This is a genomic window from Brevibacterium sp. JSBI002 (assembly GCF_026013965.1).
Lineage (GTDB): Bacteria > Actinomycetota > Actinomycetes > Actinomycetales > Brevibacteriaceae > Brevibacterium.
In genome coordinates this window covers 653,879-680,410 of sequence record NZ_CP110341.1, presented here as the reverse complement: position 1 = coordinate 680,410, position 26,532 = coordinate 653,879, and the positions used below count along the sequence as shown (strand labels likewise).

The 26,532-nt window shown below is 66.5% G+C and carries 24 protein-coding genes and 1 riboswitch; of the genes, 12 read left to right on the top strand and 12 right to left on the bottom strand.

Going from position 1 to position 26,532, the window contains the following annotated elements; translation table 11 throughout:
* Positions 1 to 7 precede the first annotated feature (7 nt).
* Positions 8 to 114, top strand: a riboswitch (TPP riboswitch).
* Positions 109 to 795 carry a TenA family protein gene (locus LJ362_RS02915; protein WP_264800676.1) on the top strand — a complete coding sequence of 229 codons (687 nt, stop codon included), beginning with the start codon at positions 109 to 111 and terminating at the stop codon, positions 793 to 795. Its footprint overlaps the riboswitch before it by 6 nt.
* A 54-nt stretch (positions 796 to 849) precedes the next feature.
* Entirely contained in the window at positions 850 to 2,331 is a 1,482-nt protein-coding gene (locus tag LJ362_RS02910) for a phytoene desaturase family protein (RefSeq protein ID WP_264800675.1), read from the top strand.
* Positions 2,332 to 2,347: 16 nt separating this feature from the next.
* Here the strand turns inward: LJ362_RS02910 and LJ362_RS02905 are convergent, their stop codons facing one another.
* Together LJ362_RS02905 and LJ362_RS02900 are read right to left on the bottom strand one after the other, a co-directional pair.
* Positions 2,348 to 3,304: a hypothetical protein gene (locus LJ362_RS02905; protein WP_264800674.1), complete on the bottom strand. Its 957-nt coding sequence runs from the start codon at positions 3,302 to 3,304 to the stop codon at positions 2,348 to 2,350.
* A gap of 105 nt (positions 3,305 to 3,409) precedes the next feature.
* Positions 3,410 to 4,372, bottom strand: a complete 963-nt coding sequence (locus LJ362_RS02900; RefSeq protein WP_264800673.1) for an EamA family transporter — start codon at positions 4,370 to 4,372, stop codon at positions 3,410 to 3,412.
* 72 nt (positions 4,373 to 4,444) lie between these two features.
* Here LJ362_RS02900 and LJ362_RS02895 point away from each other — a divergent pair, with 72 nt between their 5' ends.
* Complete coding sequence (locus tag LJ362_RS02895; protein ID WP_219922503.1) at positions 4,445 to 5,350, top strand: LysR family transcriptional regulator; 906 nt, start codon at positions 4,445 to 4,447, stop codon at positions 5,348 to 5,350.
* Here the strand turns inward: LJ362_RS02895 and LJ362_RS02890 are convergent.
* The 3 genes from LJ362_RS02890 to LJ362_RS02880 all read right to left on the bottom strand — a co-directional run bounded on the left by LJ362_RS02890 (position 5,347) and on the right by LJ362_RS02880 (position 7,766).
* Positions 5,347 to 6,231 (bottom strand): hypothetical protein, encoded by an 885-nt coding sequence (locus LJ362_RS02890; protein WP_264800670.1) that lies wholly within the window; start codon positions 6,229 to 6,231, stop codon positions 5,347 to 5,349. The genes LJ362_RS02895 and LJ362_RS02890 overlap by 4 nt on opposite strands.
* On the bottom strand, positions 6,228 to 6,821 hold the full coding sequence (locus LJ362_RS02885) for a hypothetical protein (protein ID WP_264800668.1): 594 nt from the start codon (positions 6,819 to 6,821) through the stop codon (positions 6,228 to 6,230). The genes LJ362_RS02890 and LJ362_RS02885 overlap by 4 nt, the downstream gene beginning before the upstream one ends.
* Before the next feature lie 129 nt (positions 6,822 to 6,950).
* Positions 6,951 to 7,766: a hypothetical protein gene (locus LJ362_RS02880; RefSeq protein ID WP_172175322.1), complete on the bottom strand. Its 816-nt coding sequence runs from the start codon at positions 7,764 to 7,766 to the stop codon at positions 6,951 to 6,953.
* 127 nt (positions 7,767 to 7,893) lie between these two features.
* Here LJ362_RS02880 and LJ362_RS02875 point away from each other — a divergent pair, with 127 nt between their 5' ends.
* Positions 7,894 to 8,103: a DUF3073 domain-containing protein gene (locus tag LJ362_RS02875; protein ID WP_264800667.1), complete on the top strand. Its 210-nt coding sequence runs from the start codon at positions 7,894 to 7,896 to the stop codon at positions 8,101 to 8,103.
* A 277-nt stretch (positions 8,104 to 8,380) separates the two neighbouring features.
* Here the strand turns inward: LJ362_RS02875 and purM are convergent, their stop codons facing one another.
* From purM to LJ362_RS02860, 3 genes are read right to left on the bottom strand one after another with little or no spacing between them, the layout of a single operon-like run.
* On the bottom strand, positions 8,381 to 9,478 hold the full coding sequence (gene purM / locus LJ362_RS02870; protein ID WP_264800666.1) for a phosphoribosylformylglycinamidine cyclo-ligase: 1,098 nt from the start codon (positions 9,476 to 9,478) through the stop codon (positions 8,381 to 8,383).
* Position 9,479: 1 nt separating this feature from the next.
* On the bottom strand, positions 9,480 to 10,961 hold the full coding sequence (gene purF / locus LJ362_RS02865; RefSeq protein ID WP_264800665.1) for an amidophosphoribosyltransferase: 1,482 nt from the start codon (positions 10,959 to 10,961) through the stop codon (positions 9,480 to 9,482).
* Between the two features lie 44 nt (positions 10,962 to 11,005).
* Positions 11,006 to 11,416: a hypothetical protein gene (locus tag LJ362_RS02860; protein WP_264800664.1), complete on the bottom strand. Its 411-nt coding sequence runs from the start codon at positions 11,414 to 11,416 to the stop codon at positions 11,006 to 11,008.
* Between the two features lie 191 nt (positions 11,417 to 11,607).
* Here LJ362_RS02860 and LJ362_RS02855 point away from each other — a divergent pair, with 191 nt between their 5' ends.
* A complete protein-coding gene (locus LJ362_RS02855; RefSeq protein WP_264800663.1) occupies positions 11,608 to 12,585 on the top strand; it encodes a universal stress protein in 978 nt (325 codons plus the stop codon).
* 12 nt (positions 12,586 to 12,597) lie between these two features.
* Here LJ362_RS02855 and LJ362_RS02850 read toward each other — a convergent pair whose 3' ends face one another.
* The 4 genes from LJ362_RS02850 to LJ362_RS02835 are packed head-to-tail and all read right to left on the bottom strand — an operon-like array spanning position 12,598 to position 16,484.
* On the bottom strand, positions 12,598 to 13,494 hold the full coding sequence (locus LJ362_RS02850; RefSeq protein ID WP_264800662.1) for a DMT family transporter: 897 nt from the start codon (positions 13,492 to 13,494) through the stop codon (positions 12,598 to 12,600).
* Positions 13,495 to 13,519: 25 nt separating this feature from the next.
* Positions 13,520 to 14,962 (bottom strand): aldehyde dehydrogenase family protein, encoded by a 1,443-nt coding sequence (locus tag LJ362_RS02845; protein ID WP_264800661.1) that lies wholly within the window; start codon positions 14,960 to 14,962, stop codon positions 13,520 to 13,522.
* A 2-nt stretch (positions 14,963 to 14,964) separates the two neighbouring features.
* Positions 14,965 to 15,360: a sterol carrier family protein gene (locus tag LJ362_RS02840; RefSeq protein WP_264800660.1), complete on the bottom strand. Its 396-nt coding sequence runs from the start codon at positions 15,358 to 15,360 to the stop codon at positions 14,965 to 14,967.
* Complete coding sequence (locus tag LJ362_RS02835) at positions 15,360 to 16,484, bottom strand: asparaginase (protein ID WP_264800659.1); 1,125 nt, start codon at positions 16,482 to 16,484, stop codon at positions 15,360 to 15,362. Before LJ362_RS02835 ends, LJ362_RS02840 begins: the two co-directional genes overlap by 1 nt.
* A gap of 43 nt (positions 16,485 to 16,527) precedes the next feature.
* Here LJ362_RS02835 and purD point away from each other — a divergent pair, with 43 nt between their 5' ends.
* The 7 genes from purD (at position 16,528) to LJ362_RS02800 (ending at position 26,484) form a co-directional block, all read left to right on the top strand.
* Positions 16,528 to 18,756: a phosphoribosylamine--glycine ligase gene (gene purD / locus LJ362_RS02830; protein WP_264800658.1), complete on the top strand. Its 2,229-nt coding sequence runs from the start codon at positions 16,528 to 16,530 to the stop codon at positions 18,754 to 18,756.
* A 294-nt stretch (positions 18,757 to 19,050) separates the two neighbouring features.
* Positions 19,051 to 20,769, top strand: coding sequence for an amidohydrolase (locus LJ362_RS02825; RefSeq protein WP_264800657.1), 1,719 nt, complete (start codon positions 19,051 to 19,053; stop codon positions 20,767 to 20,769).
* Between the two features lie 15 nt (positions 20,770 to 20,784).
* Positions 20,785 to 21,972, top strand: coding sequence for an ABC transporter ATP-binding protein (locus LJ362_RS02820; RefSeq protein WP_264800656.1), 1,188 nt, complete (start codon positions 20,785 to 20,787; stop codon positions 21,970 to 21,972).
* Between the two features lies 1 nt (position 21,973).
* Complete coding sequence (locus tag LJ362_RS02815) at positions 21,974 to 23,137, top strand: spermidine/putrescine ABC transporter substrate-binding protein (RefSeq protein WP_264800655.1); 1,164 nt, start codon at positions 21,974 to 21,976, stop codon at positions 23,135 to 23,137.
* Positions 23,134 to 24,072 carry an ABC transporter permease gene (locus LJ362_RS02810; protein WP_264800654.1) on the top strand — a complete coding sequence of 313 codons (939 nt, stop codon included), beginning with the start codon at positions 23,134 to 23,136 and terminating at the stop codon, positions 24,070 to 24,072. Before LJ362_RS02815 ends, LJ362_RS02810 begins: the two co-directional genes overlap by 4 nt.
* A gap of 1 nt (position 24,073) precedes the next feature.
* Positions 24,074 to 24,937: an ABC transporter permease gene (locus LJ362_RS02805; RefSeq protein ID WP_264800653.1), complete on the top strand. Its 864-nt coding sequence runs from the start codon at positions 24,074 to 24,076 to the stop codon at positions 24,935 to 24,937.
* 125 nt (positions 24,938 to 25,062) lie between these two features.
* Positions 25,063 to 26,484 (top strand): NAD(P)/FAD-dependent oxidoreductase, encoded by a 1,422-nt coding sequence (locus tag LJ362_RS02800; RefSeq protein WP_264800652.1) that lies wholly within the window; start codon positions 25,063 to 25,065, stop codon positions 26,482 to 26,484.
* Positions 26,485 to 26,532: the final 48 nt, after the last annotated feature.

Sequence of the window (26,532 nt, the reverse complement as noted above, 5' to 3'; positions counted from 1 at the left end):
TAGTGTCGAAGTGCTACAGGGGAGCGCCGAAAGGACCGGCGCTGAGAGTGCGCATGCAGACCCTTTGAACCTGATCCGGTGAACACCGGCGGAGGGAGTGGACAAGCAATGACCACCACAGATTTCGACACATCGATCACCGTGGACGCCTACGGAGCGGTATCAGCACTGGTGAGTTCGACCAGCTGGCAGTGGACGGGAGCCGTCGAACACCGGTTCGTCCGGGAGCTCTTCGCCGGCCGCATCGACGACACGGTAATGCGCGACTATCTGGTGCAGGACTATCAGTTCTTCGAGTCGTTTCTGTCGATGCTCGGCGCGTGCGTGGCCCACGCCGATGAACTCGAGGCGAAGCTGCGGTTCGCCCGACAGCTGGGAATGCTCGTCGCCGATGAGGACACCTACTTCGTCGACTCCTTCGCCGAATTGGGAGTCGATACAGCCGATTATCTCCACCCGGAACTGACCGCCCCGACGGTTGGGTTCCGCGATCTCATGGACTCGTCAGTCGCTTCGGCGTCGTATCCGCAGCTGCTCGTCGTCCTCGTTGTCGCCGAATGGCTCTATCTCGACTGGGCCGAGTCCCGGATGGACATGCCGCCGCGACATATTCACCGAGGCTGGATCGACCTCCACCGAGGCGAGGCCTTTCACGGGTGGGTGCAGTTCCTCGTCGACGAGCTCGAGCGCGTATTTCCCTCCGGCGACGCCGAAGCCGCCGAGTCCCTGACCCGCGTGTGGCGGCACGCCGTCGACCTCGAATGCGCTTTCTTCGACAACGTGTACGACAACTGAGCCGCCAGGGAACGCACACCGCAGCCGCACACCTCACTGACCTAGACTGGCCCCATGAGCACAGGTGTAGATGCAGTCGTCGTCGGATCCGGCCCGAACGGCATGGCCGCCGCCGTCACCATGGCCCGTGCCGGGCTGAGCGTCGAAGTTTACGAGGCTCAGCCGACGATCGGCGGCGGCGCCCGCACCCTCGACCTCGGTCTGGCCCCCGGCGTCACTCATGACATCTGCTCGGCCGTCCACCCACTGGCCATCGCCAGCCCCTTCTTCGTCGACTTCGATCTGCGCGCCCGCGGCCTCGAGTTCACCACCCCCGAGGTCTCCTACGCCCAGCCCCTCGACGGCAAGCCCGCCGCGCTGGCCTTCCACGATCTCGAGAAGACGGTCGACCACCTCGGCGCGGCCGGACCGGAATGGCGGCGATTCTTCGCCCCGCTGCTCGATCGGGTCGATGACGCGATCTGGCTCTCCCTCGGGGACAAACGTTCCGTACCGGAGACCCTGCGCGATCTCCCCGGCATCGCGAACGTCGTCAAGTTCGGCCTGCGACTCCTGTCCCAGGCCAGCCCCGCATGGAACATTCCGCTCTCCCACGAATCGTCCCAGGCCCTGTTCACCGGAGTCGCCGCGCACGCGATCGGCGGATTGCCGGCCATGGGCACCGCGGCCACGGCCACGATGCTCTCGACCGTCGCCCACGCGGGCGGCTGGCCCTCCCCCATCGGCGGATCGCAGTCGATCATCGACTACCTCGTCGCCGACCTCGAAGCCCACGGCGGAACCGTGCACACGGATGCGCGCATCGACCACGTATCGGACATGCCCGCTGCCCGCGCCTACCTGCTCGACACCTCGGCGCTGAACGCCGCGCAGATCTTCTCCGGCCTCATCCCGAGCCACGTCGACAAAGCTCTGCGCAGCTTCAAACACGGCAACGCCGCTGCCAAGGTCGACTTCGTCCTCGACGGCCCGGCCCCCTGGTCCGATCCCGCGGTCGGACGTGCCGGCACTATCCACATCGGCGGATCCCGGGCGCAGATGGCCGCCGCCGAGGCACAGGTGATGTCCGGTCGCATGCCCGCCGATCCCGTGTGCCTCGTCTCGGATCCGACCGTCTTCGACCCATCCCGCGAGGTGAACGGCCTGCGACCGCTGTGGACGTATGCGCACGTGCCCTTCGACTGCCCGCTCGACCCGACCGAGTACATCACCCGCCAGCTCGAACGCTTCGCCCCGGGCTTCCGCGACCGCATCGTCGCGCACAACGCGATCCCCGCCTCCGAGATGGCCGGCCACAACCAGAACTACATCGGCGGGGACATCGCCACCGGCATCGTCTCCTTCTACCGGATGATGGCCCGCCCGCGCACCAGCTGGGACAACTACAGCCTCGGCGTGCCCGGTGCCTACCTGTGCTCGGCAGCGACCCCGCCGGCACCTGGCGTGCACGGAATGAACGGCTGGTTCGCCGCCCGCCGGGCTCTCAAGTCCCGGTTCGGGATCACGGAGGCCCCGAGCCTGGCCCCGGGCGACTGACTTTCATTCAGCTCACTCAGTCCTGCACCCACCGATCAGCGTCGCTGTCATAGTGCCATTCGGCCACCTCGGTGACGGCCTCGATGACGTTGTTCAGCCAGTACGTCGTATCCGGGTGCCAGCCCGCCACGAGACTCGCCGTCCGGTCGTCCGTGTTACCTGCCGTGGGGACGGTCTCCGCTTCCTCGCCGAGGCGGCCCTCCGCCAAGTCGATGACCGCACCGGCCGTGCGCAGATAGCCGGCCAGACCGACGTGGACACCGTCGAATTCCTCGGCCACCCGTGACCAGTCGGGGATGACCCAGCGGCCCTTGCGCCCGGTGGTCTCGGACCAGACATAGCGGCGCTGGGCGGTGACGTCGAGCGGGTAGCGGCGGCACAGATCGGCCCAATCCTCGGATGTCCGGATCTCGGCGATGCGAGCGTCCGTGCGCAGTCGCAGACGGCAGGCTCGGGCACGCTCGAGACCGAAATCGTCCTCGACGAGTTCGACGCCGATCAGGGTTCCGTCCGGCCAGGTCCCCGTCGACGACCAGAGCCCGTCTGGCGGAGTCGACCACCATTCGCCGCTGAGCTCCATATACGGGTTCTTGGCGAAATCGTGACGGTAACGGGTTTCCGTGGTGAGGACATCTGCAAGCCACTCGTCCAATCCCCACGAGAGACTCGCCCCGTCTCCTTCGAGAGGCGGATAGAGATCGGTCAGCGTGATCGCAGGCGCCGCTGTCGAATCAACAGGGCCTAGGGGCCGGTCGAATACTGCAGGCAGCCCACTGCGATGATCTGCGTCGTCCCAAGCCAGAGCCCATTGATTGCCCGGGTGCAGAGGCGCGGTCCAGACATCGAGCAGGCCAGTGGATATGAGCATCTCCGCGAAGGGGCGCAGAGCGTCACGCACCTCTGGGTCAGCAGCGATCTGATCGGCACCGTGAGGACGCTGCCAGTACATGGCGCCGGAGATGACTTCGGCCATCTCGTTCTCCAGGTCAATTTGAGTCGGCCTCAGCGGTGTGACGCGTCGCAGGGTTGCCGCGACGTCCTGGGCAGTGACGTCTCCGGGTTGCGGTTCGAACACCTGTCAACTGGCCCTGATGGAATCGTCCGCGTCGAATTCTTCCGTTTGCGCACTCACGGGCACGACCGCCTCGGCGGCGGCGAGGATCTTCGCACCTTTCGCAGCTTTGAGACCCGCGCCGAGGACCCCGATGATGACGAGGACGGCCCCGCACAGCTCGCCGACGGTGACCCGCTCGCCGATGAAGACGAACGCCGCGCTCATTCCGACGACGGGCACGAGCATCGAGAAGGGGGCGACGACTCCGGCGGGGTTGCGCGACATCAGCCACGACCAGATGCCCGAACCGAGGATCGTCGCGATGACCACGGTGTAGAGCAGTCCCGCGATCGCGAGCAGCCCTGTCGGTGTGGTCAGTCCCGAAAACGACGCCCCGACCCGGTCGGGTCCTTCGACCGCAAGGGAGAGGGCGAGCATCGGCACGGGCGGGACGAGCGACATCCACATCGTCAGCTTGATCGGCTCAGTGGTGTGGGCCTGCCGGTTACAGATATTGCCGATCGCCCAGCCGAAGGCGCCGGCGAGGGTGAGGAGGAAGGGCAGGAAGCTCGCGTGCGAGTCGAAGCGCTGCCAGCCGACGACCGCGAGGCCGGCCATCGCGATGAGGAGGAAGAGCATCTGCGAGCCGCGGACCATTTCGCGCAGGAATGTCATGCCCAGCAGCACTGTGAAGGGGCCCGAGGCTTGGAGGACGAGGGACGCGAGGCCCGCGGGCATGCCGGCGGCCATCGCCCAGTAGAGGAAGAGGAACTGCAGCAGTCCGAAGCCGAGTCCGTAGCCGACGATCCACCGCGCTTTGACGTCGGGCTTCGGGACGAAGAGCAGCGCGGGGACCGCGAGCAGGGCGAAGCGCAGAGCGACGAGGAAGAAGGGCGGAAACTGCGCCAGAGAGAGATCGATGGCAAGGAAATTCAGTCCCCACATGACCGCCACCGAGGCGGCGAGAAGGCAGTGCTTGAATGACATGGCCCCATTCTCAACTTCGAGAACAATGAAGCACAATCGCAGAGTGCTTCATCGACTCTGTAGCATGGCTTCATGGTCATCGATCCGAAGCATCTCGAGCTGCTGCGCCTGTTCGACGAATACGGCAGCGTCACCGCCGTCGCCGATGTCACCCATCGCTCCCCGTCGGCCGTCTCTCAGCAGCTGAGGCAGGCCGGGAGCGAGATCGGCCACGCTCTCGTCGAACCCGCCGGTCGCGGACTCACGCTCACAGCCGCGGGACGACTGCTTGCCGACGGTGGTCGGGACGTGGCCCGCACGCTTGCCCGGGTGCAGGCCCGATGGGAGGGCCACCTCGGCGAAGCTGCCGGAGAGATCGCCCTGGCCGGGCTGCCGAGCGCGCTCACCCACCTTCTCCCCGATGCGCTGCGCAGGCTGCGGGAGGACCACCCGCACATCGATCTGCGCATGGACGATGTCGACCTCGCCGAGCACGAATTCGCGGGGCTGACCCGAGATGTCGATATCGTCGTCGCACACAGCCTCGTCGCCGAACGCCCCCTGGGTACCGACGGACTCACCGTCGTCCCGCTCGCCCGCGAACCGATCGACGTGGCCCTCGCCATCGGCCATCGGCTTGCCGATCGCGCCGAGCTGACCCCGGACGATGTCGTCGATTGTCGCTGGGTGGGAGTGCCCCGCGGATACCCCTTCGACACGATCCTCACCTCGATCGAGCATCTCACCGGTCGCGACCTCGACGTCGTCCAACGCATCCGGGACAACCGGCTCATCGAAGCGATCGTCGCCTCCTCGGACCAGGTCGCGCTCCTTCCCCGGTTCACGACGCCGCGCGATGCGGGACTGTCGCTGGTGCCGCTGACGGGGGTGACGACGACACGCTGGATCGTAGCCGTGATGCGTCCGGACACGGCCGAACGTGTCGCGGTGCGTGCTGTGATCAGCGCGCTCAGCCGGGTCGACGACGCCGCGGATTAGTCGGTGCCCGTGCTGGTGAAGCGCTTCGGCACGAGCTTCTCCAGGGGCAGGAACGCCGCCCAGCAGATGACGGTCGGCAGGAAGTGGATGCCCAGCGTCAGGTAGGTCATGAGGTGGAAGAGGAAGAAGAAGGCCACGGCCCCGTACAGCCACTTGCGCTTGAGGAACAGCACAACCGGCGAAAGGAACTCGAAGACGAGTGTCGCCCACTGCGCCGCGATGAGGAGGCCGGGCATCTCGAGGAACGGTTTCGACCATTCGGCGCCGCGGCGGATGAGCGCCCAGATGATGACCGCACCGTTGGCCCAGTGGGTGATGTTGCCTGAGGCGATCCACTTCATGAGCACCGAGTAGAAGTAGGTGAGGACGACGGAGATCTGCACCATCCGCAGCGCCCAGCCGGCCCGCGCCGAGGCGGTGCCGACGTCCCGGAAGCGCGCAGTTCCGATCGTCGGCAGGACGAAGGCGGCGATGACGAGCGCCATATGATCATGGGCGACGTAACCGTAGCCCTGCGTGTAGAACATCCACGCGCCGAAGCTGAGCGCGACGGCCCAGCCGCTGAGGCGCTGGAGGATTCCGGCGGCGGCGAGCAGAGAGAAGACGATGATGAGGGTGAGCAGGATCTGCGCGCCGAGGACGCTGACGGCCGGGATATGGAGGAATCGGGCCAGCCACAGTGGCTGGTAGAACTCGGGCGTCCAGCCGTGGGCGATGACGTCACCGGAGATCGTGAGCACATCGATGATGATGAAGAGGTAGATGAACACGCGGAACACGGCCACCCGAGCTAGGGGGACCTCGGGCATGAACCAGCGGAGGAACGGATTCGTGGGGGCCGCCTCGGTGTGGCTGGTCCTCAGGGTCGGGATGCTGCTCATCGGACCTCCCACTTCGCCAGCGTCGTCTGTTCGGGTTCGCCGACGGCCAGGCCGTTCTTCAGCTGTGTGGTGGTGCGGCAGAGGATCATCGTTTCGGGCTTCGGTTCGTCCGGGTGCAGCCGGATGTACGAATCGGCCACCGACTGCAGGAGTTCGGGGTGGGCGATGACCCGGTCGAGCTGGGATTCGACGTCACCGCGTTCGATGCCGACAGTGGCGGCGTTGAACCCGAGGCGCCGCGGTTCGTCCTCGCCGGGGAACTGTGCTTCGATGCACGTGGAGTTCACGGTGCCGTTGAGGTCTTTGGCGGTGGCGTACTGGGTGAGCGATCCGAGCGGGAAGAAGTCGTTCGTGTTGAGGAACTGTCCGCAGGTGAGGATGACGAAGGCGATGGCGGGAACGACGATGCGCCAGCCGATGGAGACCTTCGACAGCGGCTTCACCCGGGTCGCGGGTTTCGGGGTACCAGCGGACCTGGCGAAGTCGGTCGCGGACTCACCGGCGCCGGGGCCATCGGACGCACCGGCGGGGTCAGGCCCCTGAGCAGCGGGGTCCTGGCTCGTCAGGAGACGGCGCTTCTTCTCTTCCATACGCTTGCGGGACTCGTCCTCTCGGGTGCGGCTCGTTCGCAGACAATCCTATCCGCCCTAATTGCTACCTGACGGGGGCTGAGCAACCTGGCGCCAGGTTGCTCAGCCCCCGTCAGGTAGCAATTAGGGTCAGGAGCTGCGGGCGTAGAGGTTGAGCTGCTCCCAGCCGGCCGCATACTTCTGGAAGGCGGCGACCGCTGACTCGGAATCGTTGTTGCTCAGCGCCGTGACCCACGAGTCGACGAGTTCCGCGGCTTCGCTCGGCCACAGCACATCGGACATCCCGCCGAGGTCGAGTTCGAGGACCGAGTTCATGTCGAAGGTGTCGATCCACTCGGCCAGAACCGAGGTCTGCTCGACCATATCGACGACCTTCGAGGTGTCCGCGATCGTCTCCGAGGCCCATTCCATGCGCGCCGAGGCGGCCAGGATATCCGTACGTATGAGCACCCGGAGGCCCTCGTCGGTCTCCTCGGTGATGATCTGATCCTCGGTCAGAGAGAAGAACAGCCACCACGACGGGGGCACGTCCCAGGCAGAGACGCGGGTGAAGATCCGCGTGTCCTTGGCGTCCTGCAGCCACTCCGCACGACGGCTGGCGGCACGTCGGCGAGCGGACTTCGGAGCGACGATGTCCAAGGTCGCCTTCGAGGTGTGCTCGGCCAGCGAATCGAGCGCCTCCCATCCACGAATGTCTTCCTGAGCAGGACAGAAACGGTCCACCCCGTCCGCGGTCTGAGACGCTGGAAGGTAGATCGGAGTGCGCCGAAAGGAATCAGCCACGGGCGAAGGCGGCAGGGAGATCAAGCGCTTGTCAGCGTCGTGGGAGATCTGCTCCTCGATGCGTGACCGGTTGTCCTCCACCTGCCTGTCTTGCAATTCGGAATGCACCACAAGAGGTTCGAAGATCCGCAGGGTGACGACATAATCGCGACGGTAGGCCATGGGTTCAGCCTATCCAAGGTCCACTCACAAAATGGAACTTCCCAGTATGAACAGGTAGGATTTAAGCGCATAGCAGAGATCTAGTCCGGGGCAATCGGCCCCATTGACGACGGAGGGGGTCACGCCAGTGGGTCGCGGCCGCGCAAAGGCAAAACAGATCAAGGTAGCTCGGAAGCTGAAGTACTACAGCCCGGATACCGACCTTAATAGACTCCAGCAGGAGCTGGGCGCCGACGCGAGCAAGTCCGGTCCGTCCGATCCGTACGACGATGAACCCGACTACTCGGATTACGCCGACAAGTACAACGTCGACGATGACGACGAGTACGAGCGCTGAACTGGGATGAGTCCAGCCGCACACGGCTGATCTGACACGCACAGAGGGCGGGGACTTCGGTCCCCGCCCTCTGCCGTTCCCGCATATGGTCCACTACGCCGGGACATCCCCTCGCCGAGGCGGCTGTGCCCTCGCGCGCATCCCCCACCGTTCCGTGCAGTTCCTCCCGTCCCGTGGCCATCACCCACCGGAAGCACCACACCCCCGTGCAGGAGCACGAGGGTGTGAGAGTACGGGTGAGGGATGCTCCGCAGCGAAACGCAGAGCCGCTCGAGAGCTACTGCAGGATCGCGGCGCCGCCGTCGACGCCCTTGGCACCCTGCACATAGTAGGAATCGGTCGCCAGAGAACCGTCATCGGCGGCGACTTCGCCGAGCACCCAGGCTCCGGGGCTCGCCTTGAGCACACCGTCAACGGAGGCTGCGTCGACGACGAGGACCATGCCGACGCCGAGGTTCCAGGTGCGTTCCCGGTCGTCCTGCGGCACTCCGCCGAGGTCGCCGAGCACGGAGAACACCGCCGGGATCTCCCACGAGGCACGCGACATCTTCGCGACCAAACCCTGCGGAAGAACCCTGGCCACATTGGCCGAGAGCCCCCCGCCGGTGACGTGCGAGACCGAATGCACCGCGTCGGGCAGTGCGTCGAAGAGAGCGGCGAGCTCGCCGGTGTAGACATGAGTGGGAACGAGCAGCTCCTCACCGAGGGTGCGCCCGAATTCCGACACATGCGTATCCAGGCCCCATCCCGCCTCGGCGATGATGTGGCGGACCAGCGAGTATCCGTTGGAGTGGATGCCCGAGGACGGCAGACCGATGAGCACGTCGCCGGCCTTGACCTTCTCCGGTCCGAGCAGCTTCGAGGCCTCGACGACGCCGGTGGCGGCGCCGGCGACATCGTACTCAGCGGCACCGAGCAGACCCGGATGTTCGGCGGTCTCCCCACCGACCAGTGCGACACCGGCCGAGGCGCAGGCGTCTGCGATTCCGCGCACGATATCGGCGATGCGTTCGGCCACGACCTTGCCGCAGGCGATGTAGTCGGTCATGAATAGGGGGCGGGCACCGCAGACGATGATGTCGTCGACGACCATGCCGACGAGGTCGTAGCCGATGGTGTCGTGCTTATCCATGGCCTGAGCGATGGCGACCTTCGTGCCCACTCCATCGGTCGACGAGGCGAGCAGCGGACGCTCGAAGTCCTTGAGCACGGAGACGTCGAAGAGTCCGGCGAATCCGCCCATTCCACCGACGACCGAGGAGTTGTGAGTGGCCGAGACCGCGGCCTTCATGAGTTCGACGGCGCGGTCTCCGGCCTCGACGTCGACGCCTGCGGCGGCATAGGTGGTGGACTTCGGGCTCACGTCGGAACTCAACTCAGCATCCTTTGTCGGCGGGGGTGTTGTTGACGGGAATCGGGTATTCGCCCGAGAAGCAGGCGGTGCACAGCTGGCTGCGCTCCTGCTCGGTGGCGGCGATCATGCCGTCCAGAGAGATATAGCCCAGAGAATCCGCGCCGAGGTTCCCGCAGATCTCGTTCGTGGTCAGGCCGTTGGCGATGAGCTCGGCCCGGGTGGCGAAGTCGATTCCGTAGAAGCACGGCCACTTCACCGGCGGGGAGGAGATGCGCACATGGACCTCTGCCGCTCCGGCCTCCCGCAGCATGCGCACCAGCGCCCGCTGGGTGTTTCCGCGCACGATCGAATCGTCGACGACGACGAGGCGTCGGCCTTCGATGTTCTCCCGGATCGGATTGAGCTTGAGGCGGATGCCCAGCTGCCGCAGAGTCTGTGACGGCTGGATGAACGTGCGTCCGACATAGGCGTTCTTCATCAGCCCCTGGCCGAACGGGATGCCCGAGGCCTCGGCATAGCCGACGGCCGCCGGGGTGCCCGATTCCGGGGTGGCGATGACGAGGTCGGCGTCGACCGGGTACTCCTCGGCCAGCTGTCGGCCCATCTGGGTCCGTGCGGCGTGGACGTTCTTGCCGTTGAGCTTGCTGTCGGGACGCGCGAGGTAGACGTATTCGAAGACGCAGCGAGCTTGGCTCGGTTCGGCGAAGCGGTGCGAACGCAGACCGTCTTCGTCGATGGCGATGAGCTCACCAGGTTCGATGTCGCGGACGAACTTAGCACCGACGATGTCGAGTGCCGCGGTCTCCGAGGCCACGACCCAGCCGTTCTCCAGCCGGCCCAGCGACAGGGGTCGGACCCCGTGCCGGTCACGCGCGGCGTAGAGGGTGTGCTCGTCCATGTAGACCAGCGAGAACGCGCCTTCGACATGCGGCAGCAGACTCAGCGCCGCCTCGGTGAGGTTCTCTCCGTCTTCGGTCGCGAAGAGCTCGGTGACCAGGGAGGTGTCATTCGAGGAATCACGGAAGGGCCGGGTGCGGGCCGACTTCTTCGTGGCCTTCTCGACGACTTTCGTCGCGTGGTCGCGGCGGGCATCGGCCATGGCTTCGAGAGCTTCGAAGTTCGTCAGATTTCCGTTGTGGGCCAGCGCCACGGTGCCGAATGGGGTCGGCCCCAGGGTGGGCTGAGCGTTCTCGAACGACGGTGATCCGGTCGTCGAATACCGGGTGTGGCCGACGGCGATATGGCCCTGCAGGAGCTCGAGATCGCGTTCGTGGAACACCTGGGAGACCAGGCCCATGTCGCGGTAGATGAGGATCTGCTTGCCGTTGCTGGCAGCGATTCCCGCGGACTCCTGTCCGCGGTGCTGCAGGGCGTAGAGCCCGAAGTATGTGAGTTTGGCGGTTTCCTCGCCGGGGGCCCAGACTCCGAACACACCGCATTCGTCCTGCGGTCCGCGGTCCTGGGGGTCGATTTCGTGCGTCAGCTGCCCGTCTCCTCTTGCCACGAGTGAAATTGTCTCATACCCGCAACGGCGCCCTGACCCGGTGCTCAGACTGTGGAACCGGGGGCCGAATCCCGTCCGGTTTCCGCGTCGTCCTCGTCGTCGGCAGCGTCGGAATCCGGGTCCTCCCCGCGGGCTTCGGCGATGCGGCGGCGTGCGATCTCCTTCGGATCGTCGACCATATCGATCTGCGCATCGACCCGGAATTCCCTCGCCTTCTTCCGTCCCCTCCAGTCGAGGATGAGGGCGACGAGTCCGCCGAGGAACAGTCCGCCGATCCCGAGGACGAGCAGCAGCAGGCCCATCCCCTTGGCCACCGTATAGCCCATCGGCATATCGGCCGGGTCGACGAAGATCGCGAGGATTCCAGCGATCGCGATGCCGAGCACCGCACCGATGCCCATGAACACCGAGTACTTGGGGCTGCGACGGACGGAGACGTCGATCTGGTCCTTCATGATCTCCTTGGACACGTGGCCGGATGGGGCCGATGGATCGCCGGGAATGCCCCGGAACAACAGGTCCCGAACAGTCTAGTCGAGTCAGCCTGAGGTTCTTCCCAGGCAGTCTCACGCCACTTCCCATAAACTGGACACAACTAACCTGGACTCACCCAGGTTGACGGTCACTGAAGACAGAGGTTTGCGATATGTCCCACACGATCATCGTCGGCATCGACGGTTCCGACAACGCCGAATGCGCCCTGCAGTGGGCGATCACGCACGCACAGAAGACCTCCGCAGAGATCCGCATCGTCTCCGCCTACACCGTCCCCGGCGTCAACATGAGCCAGGCCGATATCGTCTACCCCGCCGATTTCGACGACGCCGTGAAGAAGACCGTCGAAGACATCGCCGAGGCGGCCGCCGGCACCGTCACCAAGGCCGGCGTTCCCGTGTCGACGACGATCGTGCCCGGTGACGCCTCCGGAGTGATGGTCGAGCATTCGAAGAACGCCGCCCTCGCTGTCGTCGGCGCGCGCGGTCGCGGCGGGTTCGCCGGTCGCCTCCTCGGATCCGTGGCACTGGCCATGCCCGCGCATTCGCAGTGCCCCACCGTCGTCGTCCCGAGCACGTGGCCGACCCGGATCATGCCGACGACTCCCCTGCCCATCGATGATCCCGTCCGCACAACCGATGATCCCCCCGCCGAGGCGGACGGACGGTCGCGTCCCGACTTCTCCGGTGAGGTCGTCGCCGCCGTCGATCCCTTCGAGACCGACACCCCGGTGCTGCGTGCCGCAGCCGCGCAGGCCGCGATCTACGGTGTTCCGCTGCGCCTCGTCGGAGTCACCGCCACGCACATCCTCTCGCCCGAGTGGATGCCCAGCGAAGAACATCTCATCCGGATGTACGACGAGGCGGCGCAGGCCTTCACCGCCTCTGCCGACTCGCTGAAGGGAGACTTCCCCGATCTCGAGGTCCGGTTCTCGATCTTCGATGCTCCTGCCACCGAGGTGCTCGTGTCGGCCACCTACACCGCCGACCTCCTGGTGATCGGCTCCCGTGGCCGCGGCGGATTCGTCTCCACCATCCTCGGGTCGACGTCACAGGGTGTGCTCTCGCATGCCGTGTGCCCGGTGCGGGTGGTGCGGGTCAACCGCCGCCAGCCCGGCCGCCGCCGCTGAGGCGGGACGCCCTCATCCGAGCGCGATGAGCCCGATGCCCGCGACCACGACCAGGGCACCGGCGAGTTTGAGCAGCACGTTCCTCTCCCCGAAGAACCACCACGCCAGCAGAGTGCCGACGATGATCGAGGTCTCCCGCACGGGGGCCACGAGCGCCACCGGCGCCTTCTGCATCGCGTAGAGGACGAGCACATAGGCCAGCGGTGAGAGGATCGCCACGGTCACGAGCGCGCGCTTGTGGCTCAAAAGGATCTCGCGGAAGTCCGCGCGCTTCTCCCGGCCGCCGGGAAGCGCGACCATTCCGACGGTCATGATGAGCCCGACGCAGGCTTCGGAGACGGCGAAGTAGAGCAGCGGGGAATCGCTGACATGGTTCACGGCGAAGTCGTCCCAGAGTGTGTACGAGGCGATGAACGCCCCGATCAGCCCGCCCCAGGCGAGCCCCCGTCGCAGACCGTCGCTGCTCGTGGGGCCGTCCCCGCCGCCGCGGGGACGGATCGTGACGACGGCGATGCCGGCGATGACGGTGAAGGCTCCGACCGCCTCGGCGAGGGTGGGACGCTCACCGAGGAAGGCCACGGCGATGATGATCGTCACGACCGGCCCGATGCCGCGCGCCGTCGGGTAGACGACGCCCAGCGGGGCGTGGTCGTAACCGGACTGCAGGGCCACGGAGTAGACGATGTGGAAGACCGCGCTCAGCGCCGCCGCGCCGACCAGTGCCCAGTTCAGCGGCTGCGCGCCGGTGGCGATGATGACGGCCGCGACCGGGGCGAGCAGGAGCGCCGAGAGCCCGTGGTAGGCGAGCACGAAGGCATAGCCTCTGCCGGTGACGGACTTCGCGGCGAGGTTCCAGACGGCGTGGGCGACGGCGGCGATGAGGACGAGCCCGAGCACCGGGAAGGTCATCGCCGCACCGGCCCCTTCCTCACCGTCACAGCTTGATGGCGACGGTCTTCGTCTGCGTGTATTCGTCGAGGGCTTCGATGGACTTCTCGCGACCGTAGCCGGACTTCTTGAACCCGCCGAAGGGCAGTTCGACTCCCCCGCCGGCACCGTAGGTGTTGACGAAGATCTGGCCGGCATCGACCTCGGCAGCCAATCGGTGGGCGCGGGAGATGTTCTGCGTCCACAGTGCGCTGACGAGGCCGTAGTCGGTGCCGTTGGCCAGGGCCACGGCTTCATCGTCGTCGGCGAACGGCAGGGTCGCGACGACGGGACCGAAGACCTCCTCCTGGGCGATCCGGGACTTAGGGTCGACGGAGTCGACGATGGTGGGGGTGATGAACGCCCCAGCGGCGAGGTCGTCGGCCAGACCGTCGGGTCGGGTGCCGCCGGTGGCGATCTGCCCGGAATCGACCTCGGAGAGGAACCCGTCCACCCGGTCGTGCTGCTTGGCCGAGATCAGGGGCCCGAGCATCGGGTCGTCGAGGCCGTAGCCGATGGTCACCTGCGCCATGGCGGCGGCCATCTTCTCGACGACCTCGGAGTGGATGTCACGGTGGACGATGAGCCGGGACCCGGCCGAGCAGGTCTGCCCGGCGTTCTGGATGATGGAGCGCACCAGCGACGGGATCGCCGCATCGATATCGGCGTCGGGGAAGACGATGTTCGCGGACTTCCCACCGAGTTCGAGGACCGTGGGCACGACCCTATCGGCAGCGGCGTGGGCGATGGCCGAGCCGGTCTGCGTCGATCCGACGAAGCCCAGATGTGCGACTCCCGGGTGGGCGCTCAGTGCCGCTCCCGCCTCGGAGCCGAGGCCGGTGACGACGTTGAAGGCTCCGGCGGGGAAGCCGACGGAGTGGATGAGTTCGGCCAGTCGCACGGTCGACCGCGGGGTCTCGTCCGCGGGTTTGGCGACAGCGCAGTTGCCGGTGGCCAGCGAGGTGGCGGCGGCGCGGCCGATGAGCTGGAGCGGATAGTTCCAAGCCACGATGTGCCCGGTGACGCCGAAGGGCTCTCGCCGCGTGTAGACGTGCATGTCCTCGGCCAGCGGGATCGCGTGGCCGTAGTAGGACTCGATGGTGTGGCCGTAGAACTCGAAGTAGCGGGCGCACACGTCGACGTCGGCATAGGCCTGGGTGATCGGCTTGCCCGTGTCCTCGGATTCGATGCGGGCCAGATCGTCGCGGTTGGCGGTGATGACGGCCGCGGTGGCGATGAGCAGGCGGGAGCGCTGTTCGGGGCTCGAGCGCTTCCATTCCTGCTGTGCCTTCGCCGCAGCCTGCACCGCCCGATCGACTTCATCGGCCCCGGCGCGGGCGATATCGCCGAGCTGGCCTCCGGTGGCCGGGTCGATATTGGCGTAGGTGAGCAGGGACGGCACATGCCGCCCGCCGATGAACGACGTCGTCTGCGTGATCTGTGCGCTCATGCTCAGGCCTCGAGTTCTGCAGGGGTGAAGAGGGGCAGGAAGTCGCCGAGGTCGGCTCGGGTACCCGAGGCGTCGATGTCTCCTGCGGCGAGCGCGGTTGCGAAGTCGGTGCGTCCGGTGACCAGGCTCAGCCACACCTCGGCGGAGGTTTCGACGACGTTCGGCGGGGTGCCGCGGGTGTGCCGGGGACCGGCGATGCACTGGGTGACGCCGAACGGCGGGACCCGGACTTCGACGCTGTTGCCTTCGGCGCGGGCGGCGAGCTCTTCGAGAGTGAAGCGCACGGCGGTGGCGGTGGTTGATCGGTCGGCCGGGGCCGCGTCGAGCCTCGCCTGCGTCAGCCACATCTCGAGTGCGCTGCGTCCCTGATCGGAGTCGATCCTTCTGCGAATCGCCATCAGTCCCTCTTTCTCTCACCGATATCGGCAATATCTTCCCCGAGCTCCAGGCGTCCGACAACGTTCGTCCGCCCCTCGGAATCCGTGCCCCCGGTGACCGGGTCCGTGATCTCAGCGATCACAGCGTCCACCGTCTCGCTCCCCGGCGCCGAGGCGGCTCCCGGCTCGGCGTCGAACGCTCCCGCCCGCTGGAGCAGGGTGAGGGCGACAAGTCCCGTGGCCCGGGAACTTCCGTCGAGGCATTTCACGGCGACGGCGTACCCGGTCCGGGTGGCCATGACGATGACGCCCTCGGCCCCGCCCTTGGCGAAGACGCCGAGCCGGTCAATGACGGTCGAATTCGGTCGGCCGTGGCCCTCGATCGTCCACGGGTCGGCGAAGACCGCCTCGGTGAGGGTGCGGGCCTCAGGCTCATAGGCAGTCCATGCTCCGGCCGTCTCCTCGACCGCGACGTCGGAGCAGCCCATCCGGACAACCCGGCCGATCGCTCGCGCCAGCCCGGTGAGGCTGAGCGCGAAGACGGGAGCACCGCAGCCGTCGATGCCGATCGCCGACGGCGCTTCGGACGCGAAGGCGGCGACCACCTCGGCGACCTTCTGCTGCACGGGATGGTCCGGGGACAGATAGGTGGCGGTGTCGGCGCCGATGGCGCGGGCGGCGGCGAGGAACGCCGCGTGCTTGCCGGAGCAGTTGAAGTACAGGCGCGAACGCGGGTCGGTGCTGTCCTCCCCGGCGGCCCGGGCCTCCTCCTGCAACTGACGACGGAAGGCCCCATCGGCGGGGTGTGCCGACGGGCACTGCAGGTCGGACACGTCCAGACCGGCGGCTTCGAGCATCGCGGACACGACCTCGACGTGCCCGGCTTCGGACTTGTGCGAGGCGGCGGCCAGGGCAGCGGACGGTCCCTCGAGCTGCGCCCCGAGGCTCATCGCCGCGATCGCCTGCAGCGGTTTGAGACTAGAGCGTGTGAACACTGAAGCGTCGGGGGAACCCAGACTGATCAGCGGTGATCCCTCCGGGTCGAGGACGACGGCGGACCCGATGTGGCGGGATTCGATGAAGCCGGAGCGCTCGACGACGGCGAGCTCGGCGGCTTGGCCGGGAGTGAAAGTCGAGTAGGTCACGCACTCAAGCCTACGACCCTTTAGGCTGGTGGCGTGAAGGTTCTTGTCATCGGTTCGGCGCCGCGAACACGCCCTCGTCCTCGCTCTCTCGCGCGACCCGCAGGTCGACGCCGTCATCGCTGCTCCCGGCAATCCCGGTATCGCGCAGATCGCCCACACCGAGGCGGTCGATGCCTCGGATGCCGCCGCCGTGACCGCGCTGGCTGAGACCCTCGACGTCGATCTCGTCGTCATCGGGCCCGAAGCTCCGCTGGTCGCCGGAGTTGCGGATGCTCTGCGCGAAGCCTCCTTCCCCGTCTTCGGCCCCAGCGCGGAAGCCGCCCACCTCGAAGGCTCGAAGGCGTTCGCGAAGGAGGTCATGGAGTCCGCGAACGTGCCGACTGCACGCACCGTCGTCGCCTATTCGACCGACGAGGCGGCGGCCGCGCTGCGCGAATTCGGCGCCCCGCATGTGGTGAAGGCCGATGGCCTGGCCGCCGGCAAGGGGGTCGTCGTCACCGATGACTTCGACGCCGCGCTGACGCATGCGAGCTCCTGCCTCGAGGTCTCCGACCGGGTCGTCATCGAGGACTACCTCGACGGACCCGAGGTCTCCCTGTTCGTCCTCTGCGACGGAAAGACCACCGTCCCCCTGGCCCCGGCGCAGGACTTCAAACGCATCGGAGACGGTGACACCGGCCCGAACACGGGCGGAATGGGCGCGTATTCGCCGTTGCCATGGCTGCCTGCCGGCACCGTTGACGAGATCATCGACACCGTCGCCCAGCCCGTCGTCGATGAGATGGCCCGCCGCGGCACTCCGTTCACCGGACTCCTCTACTGCGGACTCGCGCTGACACGCAAGGGTCTGCGCGTCATCGAGTTCAACGTCCGCTTCGGCGATCCGGAGACCCAGTCGGTGCTCGCCCGCCTGTCCAGCCCCCTGGGCCAGACGCTGCTCGCCGCTGCCGAAGGCCGCCTGCACGAGACCGCGCCCCTCGAATGGGATCCGCGCTCCTCGGTGACCGTGGTCATGGCCGCCGAGAACTACCCGGGGACGCCGAGCACCGGAGACATCATCCGCGGACTCGACACCGCCGCGACCCTGCCAGACATCAGCGTCCTGCACGCGGGCACGAAACTCGCGACCGGTCCCAGCGGCGGATTCGCCCCCGAAGACGCCGTGATCACGAAGGACATCGCCGAGACCGGAGACATCGTCACCTCCGGCGGCCGCGTGCTCTCCGTCGTCTCGCTCGGTGACGACCTGGACGATGCGCGGGCGAAGGCCTATGCCGCGGTCGACCAGATCAAGTGGGACGGTGAGCAGCACCGCACCGATATCGCCGAGACGGCCGCCGCCGGACGTATCGAGCTCGCCTCCGGATACGCCGCCCCCGCACCGGTCGCCCCGGTGCTGCCGGGCTGGAAGCACGTGTATTCGGGGAAGGTCCGCGACCTCTACATTCCCGCCGACGCCGCCGATGCCGCGAGTGCGCAGCAGCTGCTCATGGTCGCCTCGGACCGCATCTCCGCCTATGACTGGGTACTCGACTCGGAGATCCCGGACAAGGGCAAGGTGCTCACCGGACTGAGCCTGTGGTGGTTCGATCAGCTCGCCGATGTCATCGGCAACCATGTCATCAGCTCAGACGTGCCCGAGGCCGTGGCCGGCCGCGGCCTCATCGTGCAGAACCTCTCCATGTTCCCCGTCGAGTGCGTGGCCCGCGGCTACCTCACCGGATCGGGAATGTCGGACTACCGGGCCACCGGATCGGTCTGCGGCATCCAGCTGCCGGCCGGACTCGTCGAGGCCGATCGCCTCGAGCCTCCGATCTTCACTCCGGCAACGAAAGCCGAGCTCGGCGAACACGATGAGAACGTCAGCTTCGAGGCCGTCGCCGAGACCGTCGGGACCGAGACCGCAGAGAGGCTGCGCGACCTGACCGTGGAGATCTACCAGCGTGCCGAGCAGATCGCCCGGGAACGCGGGATCATCCTCGCCGACACGAAGTTCGAGTTCGGGACCCTGGCCGACGGCACGATTGTCCTCGGCGACGAAGTGCTCACCCCGGACTCCTCCCGCTTCTGGGACGCCGAGGGCTATGAGGCAGGCAAGGCTCAGTCGAGCTTCGACAAGCAGTTCGTCCGCGATTGGCTGACCGAAGAATCCGGCTGGGACAAGGCATCGGACACTCCTCCCCCGGCGCTGCCCGCCGAGGTGGTCGAGAAGACCCGTGCCCGCTATATCGAGGCTTTCGAGAAGCTCACCGGAGAGACCTTCCCCGGCTGAAGCGCTCAGTTCTCAACCCCACAGAAGCCGCGGGGCATCGACGACAAGTCGGTGCCCCGCGGCTTCACCATTGCCGCCAACGACTCCTGTGCGAATATCGCAGTGTGAGACGCTGAATCAGCGCTACTGACAATCCGTGTTGCAGTTTCCCTCACTTGACGCATATTTCTGCAACGGAATCAGTGGAATCACGGGGGATGTTCCGCTAAGGTGACTTCACAGTGATCCACAACACACTCAGAGAGCGGGCTCGGCAATCCGCCTCTGCCAAGACACTGCAGTCGGGAGGCAGCCTTGGACCTCGATATCCTCGACGTCGCGATCTTCGACGGTGAGGCTCTGCGCGCCGAGAATCGTGTGAGCATCCGCGACGGGATCATCACCGAGATCGGCACCGGACCCGCAGCTGTGCCCGCGTCGCGCACGATCAACGCCGACGGGAAGCTGCTCACTCCCGGCTTCGTCGATGCGCATGCGCACACGACCTTCGGCGGTCAGGAGGCCCTGGCCTGCGATATCAGCGGAGCGGACAGCCTCGAGGCCGCGCTGCAGATGGTCCGCGACTATGCCGCCGACACGAACCGTGATGACGGCGCGACCGACCCTGCGAACGACTGGGTCATCGGCGGCGGCTGGTCGATGGCCCACTTTCCCGGAGGAGACCCGACCGCCGACATCCTCGACGAGGCCTGCCCCGACAGGCCCGCGATCCTGCTCAGCGCCGACCACCATTCGGCATGGGTGAACACGCAGGCGATGGCTGCGGCCGGACTCGACGAGACGTCCACGGCACCTGCCGGCGGCGTCATCGTCGCCGATTCCGCGAGCCGCCCCACCGGGTGCCTGCACGAATCGGCCATCGACCTCGTCTCAGCCCACGTTCCCGCCGCCTCCGAGGAGGAGGTCCTGGCCGGTCTGCACGAAGGTCAGCGCTACCTCAACTCCCTCGGCGTGACCGCGTGGATGGACGCCATCGTCGGCGACTACGGCGGCCACCGCGATCCCTATGGCACCTACATCGGGGCAGCGGAATCGGGTGATCTCCATTCCGAGGTCGTCGGCAGTCTGTGGTGGCCGCGCGGAGTCGAGGACATCGACACCGAGGTGGCCCGACTGACCGATCTCGCCCGCACCGACGGCCGCTTCCGCGCCACCTCGGTGAAGTTCATGCTCGACGGGATCGTCGAGTCTCGGACCGCGGCCATGACCAACGAATACACCTGCACCTGCGGCGGCTTCGGAACGAGCTATTTCACTCGCGCCCACCTCGAGGCCTCGTTCGCCGCCCTCGATGCGGCCGGCTTCGACATCCACTGCCATGCGATCGGCGATGCCGCGGTCAAGGCCGCCCTCGACGCTTTCGAGGCCGTCCGCAGCCAGGGTACGGCCGGCACCGGGACGACCGGCGCAGCCGAGCCCGGCGAACGCCGTCACCATATCGCCCACGTCCAGGTCGTGGATCCCGCCGATGTCCCGCGCTTCGCCGAACTCGGCGTCACCGCGAACCTGCAGGCGCTGTGGGCCTGCCACGACGAGCAGATGATCGACCTCAACCTGCCCTTCCTCGGCGCCGAGCGCAGCGGCTGGCTCTATCCCTTCGGGTCTCTCAATCGCACCGGCGCCCATCTGGCGATGGGCTCGGACTGGCCGGTGTCGACGGCGAACCCATGGGAGGCGATCCATGTCGCACTCAACCGCTCGCACCCGACTGCCGCGGATGAGTCGCCGTTGCTGCCCGACGAGGCCATCGACCTCACGACGGCGCTGCGCGCCTACACCGCAGGTTCGGCACACCTGCTGCGCTCGGCCGACAACGGCCACATCCGCACCGGTCAGCCGGCCAACCTCGCCTTGTCCAGCGAGAATCCCTTCACGCTGCCGCCGACCGATATCGCGGGGATCACGAACGAACTGACCATCTGCGACGGGCGCATCGTCCACGACGCCCTGCCGCTTCACACTCCGGCACCGACCACGCCGTCCGCCTCGACCACCACCGGCTCAGCCAGCTGAACACGAAAGGCCATCATGACCAGTACAGCCACCTCGGTGCCCTCCGCGGAGACCGGACTCGACCATCTCGAGATCCAGGGAGTGAAGAAGGTCTTCGGCGACAACACCGCCATCGAACGCCTCGATCTGAGCGTCCGCAAGGGCGAATTCCTGTCCCTGCTCGGCCCCTCCGGCTGCGGAAAGACCACCCTGCTGCGGATGATCGCCGGCTTCGAGACCCCCACCGACGGTGCGATCCTGCTCGCCGGCAAGGACATCGTGTCCCTGCCGCCGCACCGCCGTCCGGTCAATACGGTGTTCCAGTCCTACCTGCTGTTCCCGCATATGAACATCGCCGATAACATCGCCTACGGACTCAAGCAGGCGAAGGTCCCGAAGCCGGAGATCGCGCAGCGGGTCCGCGACGCCCTCGCCCTTGTGCAGATGGAGGACTTCGCCGGACGCAAGCCCGAGCAGCTCTCCGGCGGTCAGCAGCAGCGCATCGCTCTGGCCCGGGCGCTGGTCAACCGCCCGCAGGTCCTCCTCCTCGACGAGCCGATGTCGGCGCTCGACAGGAAGCTGCGTGAGGAGATGCAGCTCGAGCTCAAACGCCTCCACACGAAGCTCGACACGACCTTCGTCTTCGTCACCCACGATCAGGATGAGGCACTGGCGATGAGCGATCGCATCGTCGTCATGTACGACGGCGTCATCCAGCAGATCGGGTCCGGTGAGGACATCTACGCGAACCCGCACAACGGCTTCGTCGCCGGCTTCATCGGCAAACAGAACTTCATCCCCGCCGAGGTGGCGTCCACCGATACGACGACCGTGACCCTGCGTACGGCCAACGCCGTGCTCACGGCCCCGACGCTGACTCTCAGACCGGCCACCGCCGCCGGTGAGCCACGTGATCTCGAGGTCGGAGACCGAGTGCGCGCAGCCATCCGTCCTGAACGGATGCACGTCGCCCCTGCAGGCAAGGGCTCCGGAGAAGCGAACACGGCGCGCGGTTCCGTGATCTCGTATTCGTTCCTCGGCGATGTCATCCAGTACATGATCGTCGTCGGTGACAACGACGAGATCCTCGCTCGAGTCCCCGCCGCCGGGCGGGAGCCGATCAGCGCCGGCACCGAGGTGGAGCTGAGCTGGAATGCCGACGCCGTGGCCGTGTACGACCGTGAGCCGAGCGCAGTCACGTCCCTCCTCGAAGGCGGTGCCTGAGATGGTCCGGCAGAGACCCGATGTGACGTTCCTGGCGCCGCGGGCCGCCTCGGCGAGGTTGAGCCGACGAGCGCTGCTGGCCGGTTTCGGCGTCGTCGGACTCGGAGCACTGAGCGCGTGCGGGAAGACCACGAAGATGGCGGCATCGCCGCCGACCGACGGAAAGCTCGAATCGAAGCTCAACCTCTACTCGTGGGGCGACTACGACAACCCGGAACTTCTCGACGCCTTCAAGTCCCAGAACGACATCCTTGTCCAGGTCGACGCCTACGGGTCGAACGAGGAGCTCGTGGCGAAGCTCTCGACTTCGCGCGGGACATCCGGCTATGACGTGGTCGTGCCGACGGGGTCGAACATTCCGCAGATGCTCGAACATGATCTGCTCCAGGAGCTCGACCTCAGCCTGATCCCGAACTTCGAGCACATGGACCCGAACTTCACTCATCAGTACTTCGACCCGGACAACACGTACTCGATCTGCAAGGCGTGGGGCACAACCGGGTTCGTCTACAACACGAAGAGGATCGGCCGGGAGATGTCGAGCTGGCAGGACTTCCTCGATGCCGCGCAGAAGGAAGCGGCCGGCACGACCGCCCTGCTCGAGGACCCATGGGAGGTCTCGGCGATCGCCCTGGCTGCACAGGGTTTCAGCCTCAACACCCAGGACGAAGGAGAGCTCGACAAGGCTCGGAAGATCATCGTCGACGATCTGGCCCCGAATGTGAAGGCCTATGTCGGCAACGCCGCCACGAGCATGATCCAGGGCAGCTTCACTCTTCTGCACGCCTTCAACGGCGACGCCAGGCAGGGTCTGACCGAGGTCAAGGACCCGGAGAACTGGAAGTTCGTCTTTCCGACCCCCTCGGCGAATCTGTGGATGGACTGCTGGGCGATCGCCACCGGCGCCCCGCACCCGGATGCGGCGCACGCCTTCATCAACCACATGCTCTCGCCGGACACCGCGGTCGACCAGCTCGACTACATCGGCTACCCGATCGGAACGAAGGGCCTGGCCGAGCAGGCGAAGCAGGCCGACCTCGACCAGCAGGACCTCATCTTCCCCGCCCAGAAGGTCCTCGACCGTCTCGAACCGAGCAAGCAGACTCCGGCCGATCAGATCCGGACGAAGATCCTCACCGACGCCCAGGCCGGGAGCGGAGCATGAGCACACAGACCCGACCGCAGCAGCCACGACCGAAGAAGCCGGCGGCGAAGCTCTTCGGCCCGGCGGCCATGTCGTTTCCGACATGGGCCTATGCGCTGTTCTTCTTCATCATCCCCCTCGCCCTCATCGTCTTCTACAGCTTCGGGTACAAGCCCGACCAGTTCACGGCCATCGCCACCGATCGACTGTCGTTCGGCCGGTACCCGGAGGCGATGAGCGCAAGCTTCGTCTCGACCTTCGCAGCGACCTTGCGCATCTCGCTGCTCGGCACCCTGCTGTGCCTGATCATCGCCCTGCCGTTCGCGTACTGGCTGGCGATCAAGGTTGCACCCGCCCGCAGGTCACTGGCTCTGGCCCTGGTGATGGTTCCGTTCTGGACGAACTTCCTCGTCCGCACCCTCGGCTGGCAGATCATGCTCTCCCCCGACGGGTTCCTGTCGAATTGGCTGCAGGGGCTTGGGCTGCTCGACGGACCCCTGGACATCCTCTACACGCGGATGGCCGTGCAGATCGGCGTCGTCTACAACTATCTGCCGCTGATGATCCTGCCGCTGTTCGTCGCCATAGACGCCTCGGGCAAGAAGCTGCGCGAGGCCAGCTATGACCTCGGCGCGGGGAAGGTGAAGACCTTCATGCGGGTCACGCTGCCGATGGCGATGCCCGGAGTCGTCTCCGGCTGCCTGCTCGTGTTCATCCCGCTCAACGGCGACTACGTCACCGCGACCGTCCTCGGTGGGGCGAGCGGCTCCATGGTCGGTCAGCTCATCGCCAATCAGTTCAACACCGCACAGAACTGGGCGGTCGGAGCGGCCATGGCGATGATCCTCATCATCTCCACCTTGGCCGTCGTCGGGGTCGGCTTCGCACTGCTCAAGCTCGGGCAGGCGATCACGGCCAAGCTCAACAGTGTTCCGCTGCATGACGGGAGGGCCTGAGATGCCGAAGAAGAACACGTTCGCACGTCGGACGCCGACCGATATCGCCCTGCACGTCTGGGGCATCCTCGTCTTCGTCTACCTGTTCGTGCCGATCGCGGTGATCATCGCCTATTCGTTCAACAACGGCAAGGTGCTCGCGAACTTCCGCGGCTTCGGCCTGCACGCCTACATCAGCGGCATCAACAACGACATCATCGTCTCCTCCATCGTCACCAGCCTGCAGGCCGCTGTGGGCACAGCGATCGTCTCGACGATCTTCGGCACCCTCGGCGGAGTCGCTCTGGCCAGGGCCAGAAGGGGCGCATGGTGGGCACTCGGACTGACCGCGATCCTCGGACTGACCCTGGTCACCCCCGAGATCGTCGACGGCATCTCGTTCCTGCCGTGGTTCGTCACGGTCGGCGTCGACTGGGGCATCACACCGCTCAACAACGGCCTGGTCAGGCTCATCATCTCGCACGCGATGTTCTCCATGGCGATCGTGACGTTCATCGTCCGGGCCCGACTCGCCGGAATGGACACCCAGCTCGAGGATGCCGCCGCCGATCTCGGAGCCACCCCGTGGAACCGGTTCAAGGACAACACCCTGCCGATCGCGGCTCCCGGCATCCTCGCCGGAGCTCTGATGTCGTTCACCGTCAGCCTCGACAACACGATCCTCTCGAGCTTCGTCCAGCAGCCGGGCTACACCCCGTGGCCGGTCTACATCTTCTCCGCCGTCCGCGTGGCTCTGCGCCCCGAGGTCGCGGCGATGTCGACGGTGATGTTCGTGCTCACCCTCTTAGCGCTCGGTTTCGTCGGCTTCGTCCTGCGCAAGGCTGGCGGCAACGCCACGGAGATCATCAAGACGATGGCCGCATGAGGAGCCCCATCACCGAGGCGGCCCCGAAGTTCGCCGGCTCGTGCCGGCCCGCCGTTCCGCACCACCCCGCACCTGCCTGTCCGGCAGAGTGCCCACCGACCGCACAGCGAAGAAAGTGAAGTGACATGGACGTCAATGCCTCATTGTCCGACGCCTCGACCATTCCGTTCTGGCTCGACACCGACCTGCGTCCGGAGCCGCTGCCGCCGCTGCAGGAGAACCGCGAGACCGACCTCCTCGTCGTCGGCGGCGGGTTCACGGGTCTGTGGACTGCTCTGCAGGCCAAGGAGCGGGACCCGAACCGTCGGGTCGTGCTCGTCGAAGCGAACTCGATCGGGTGGGCCGCCTCGGGGCGCAATGGCGGATTCTGCGCGGCCAGCCTCACTCACGGCTATGACAACGGGGAAGCCCACCTGCCGGAGGAGAACGATCGGCTCGCGCAGCTGGGCCGGGAGAACCTCGACGCCATCGAAGCAGCGGTGGCGAAGTACGGGATGGACGTCGAGTTCGAGCGCACGGGCGAACTCGACGTCGCCACCGAGGACTACCAGGTCGCCGAGCTGCGTGAGGCCCACGATCCCGATTCCGGTTTCATCTTCCTCGACCAGCAGGAGCTCGCGGGGATCGTCAAGTCGCCGACGTACAAGGGTGCGCTGTGGGATTCCCGCGAGGTCGCGCTGGTCCATCCGGCGAAGCTGTGCTGGGAGCTGCTGCGGGTCATCCGCGAACTCGGGGTCGAGGTCTATGAGGGCACGAAGGTCACCGATGTCAGCGACGCGAAGACGAGCGTGCGAGTCCAGACCCGCGTGACCGCGGAGACGCTCGAGGACTGTGCGTCAGCTCCGTGCAGCCAGGTCACGGCGAAGCGGGTGGCGTTGGCGACGAATGTGTTCCCCTCGCTGCTGAGACGGGTGAGTCTGCATACGGTTCCCGTCTACGACTATGCGCTGATGACCGAGCCGCTGAACGACGAGCAGATGGCTGCGATCGGATGGGAGGGCCGTCAGGGCATCGGCGACTGTGCGAACAGATTCCACTACTACCGGCTGAGCGCTGACAACCGGATCCTCTTCGGCGGTTGGGACGCCGTCTACCACTTCGGGCGGCAGCTGTCGTGGAGATACGATCAGCGACCCGAGACCTTCGAGACCCTCGCCGAGCACTTCTTCGAGACCTTCCCGCAGCTGGCCGGGCTGAAGTTCACTCACAAGTGGGGCGGACCGATCGACACCTGCTCGCGGTTCTTCTCGTTCTTCACCAGCGCCTATGGGAAGAAGGTCGCCATGGCTGCGGGGTTCACCGGGCTCGGAGTGGGTGCGTCTCGGTTCGCTGGAACGGTCATGCTCGATCTGCTCTCCGGCGAGGACACCGAGCTGACCGAGCTCGAGATGGTGCGCAAGCTCCCCCTGCCGTTCCCGCCAGAGCCGGTGGCGTGGCTGGGCATCAAGATGACGACGAATGCGCTGATCAAGGCCGATGAGAACGAAGGCCGTCGCGGACCTCTGCTCAAGGTCCTCGATGCAGTGGGCATGGGCTTCGATTCCTGAGGGCTCCGGCCTGTCCGACGACCGGACCGCGGGCGGGGAATTCGGTCG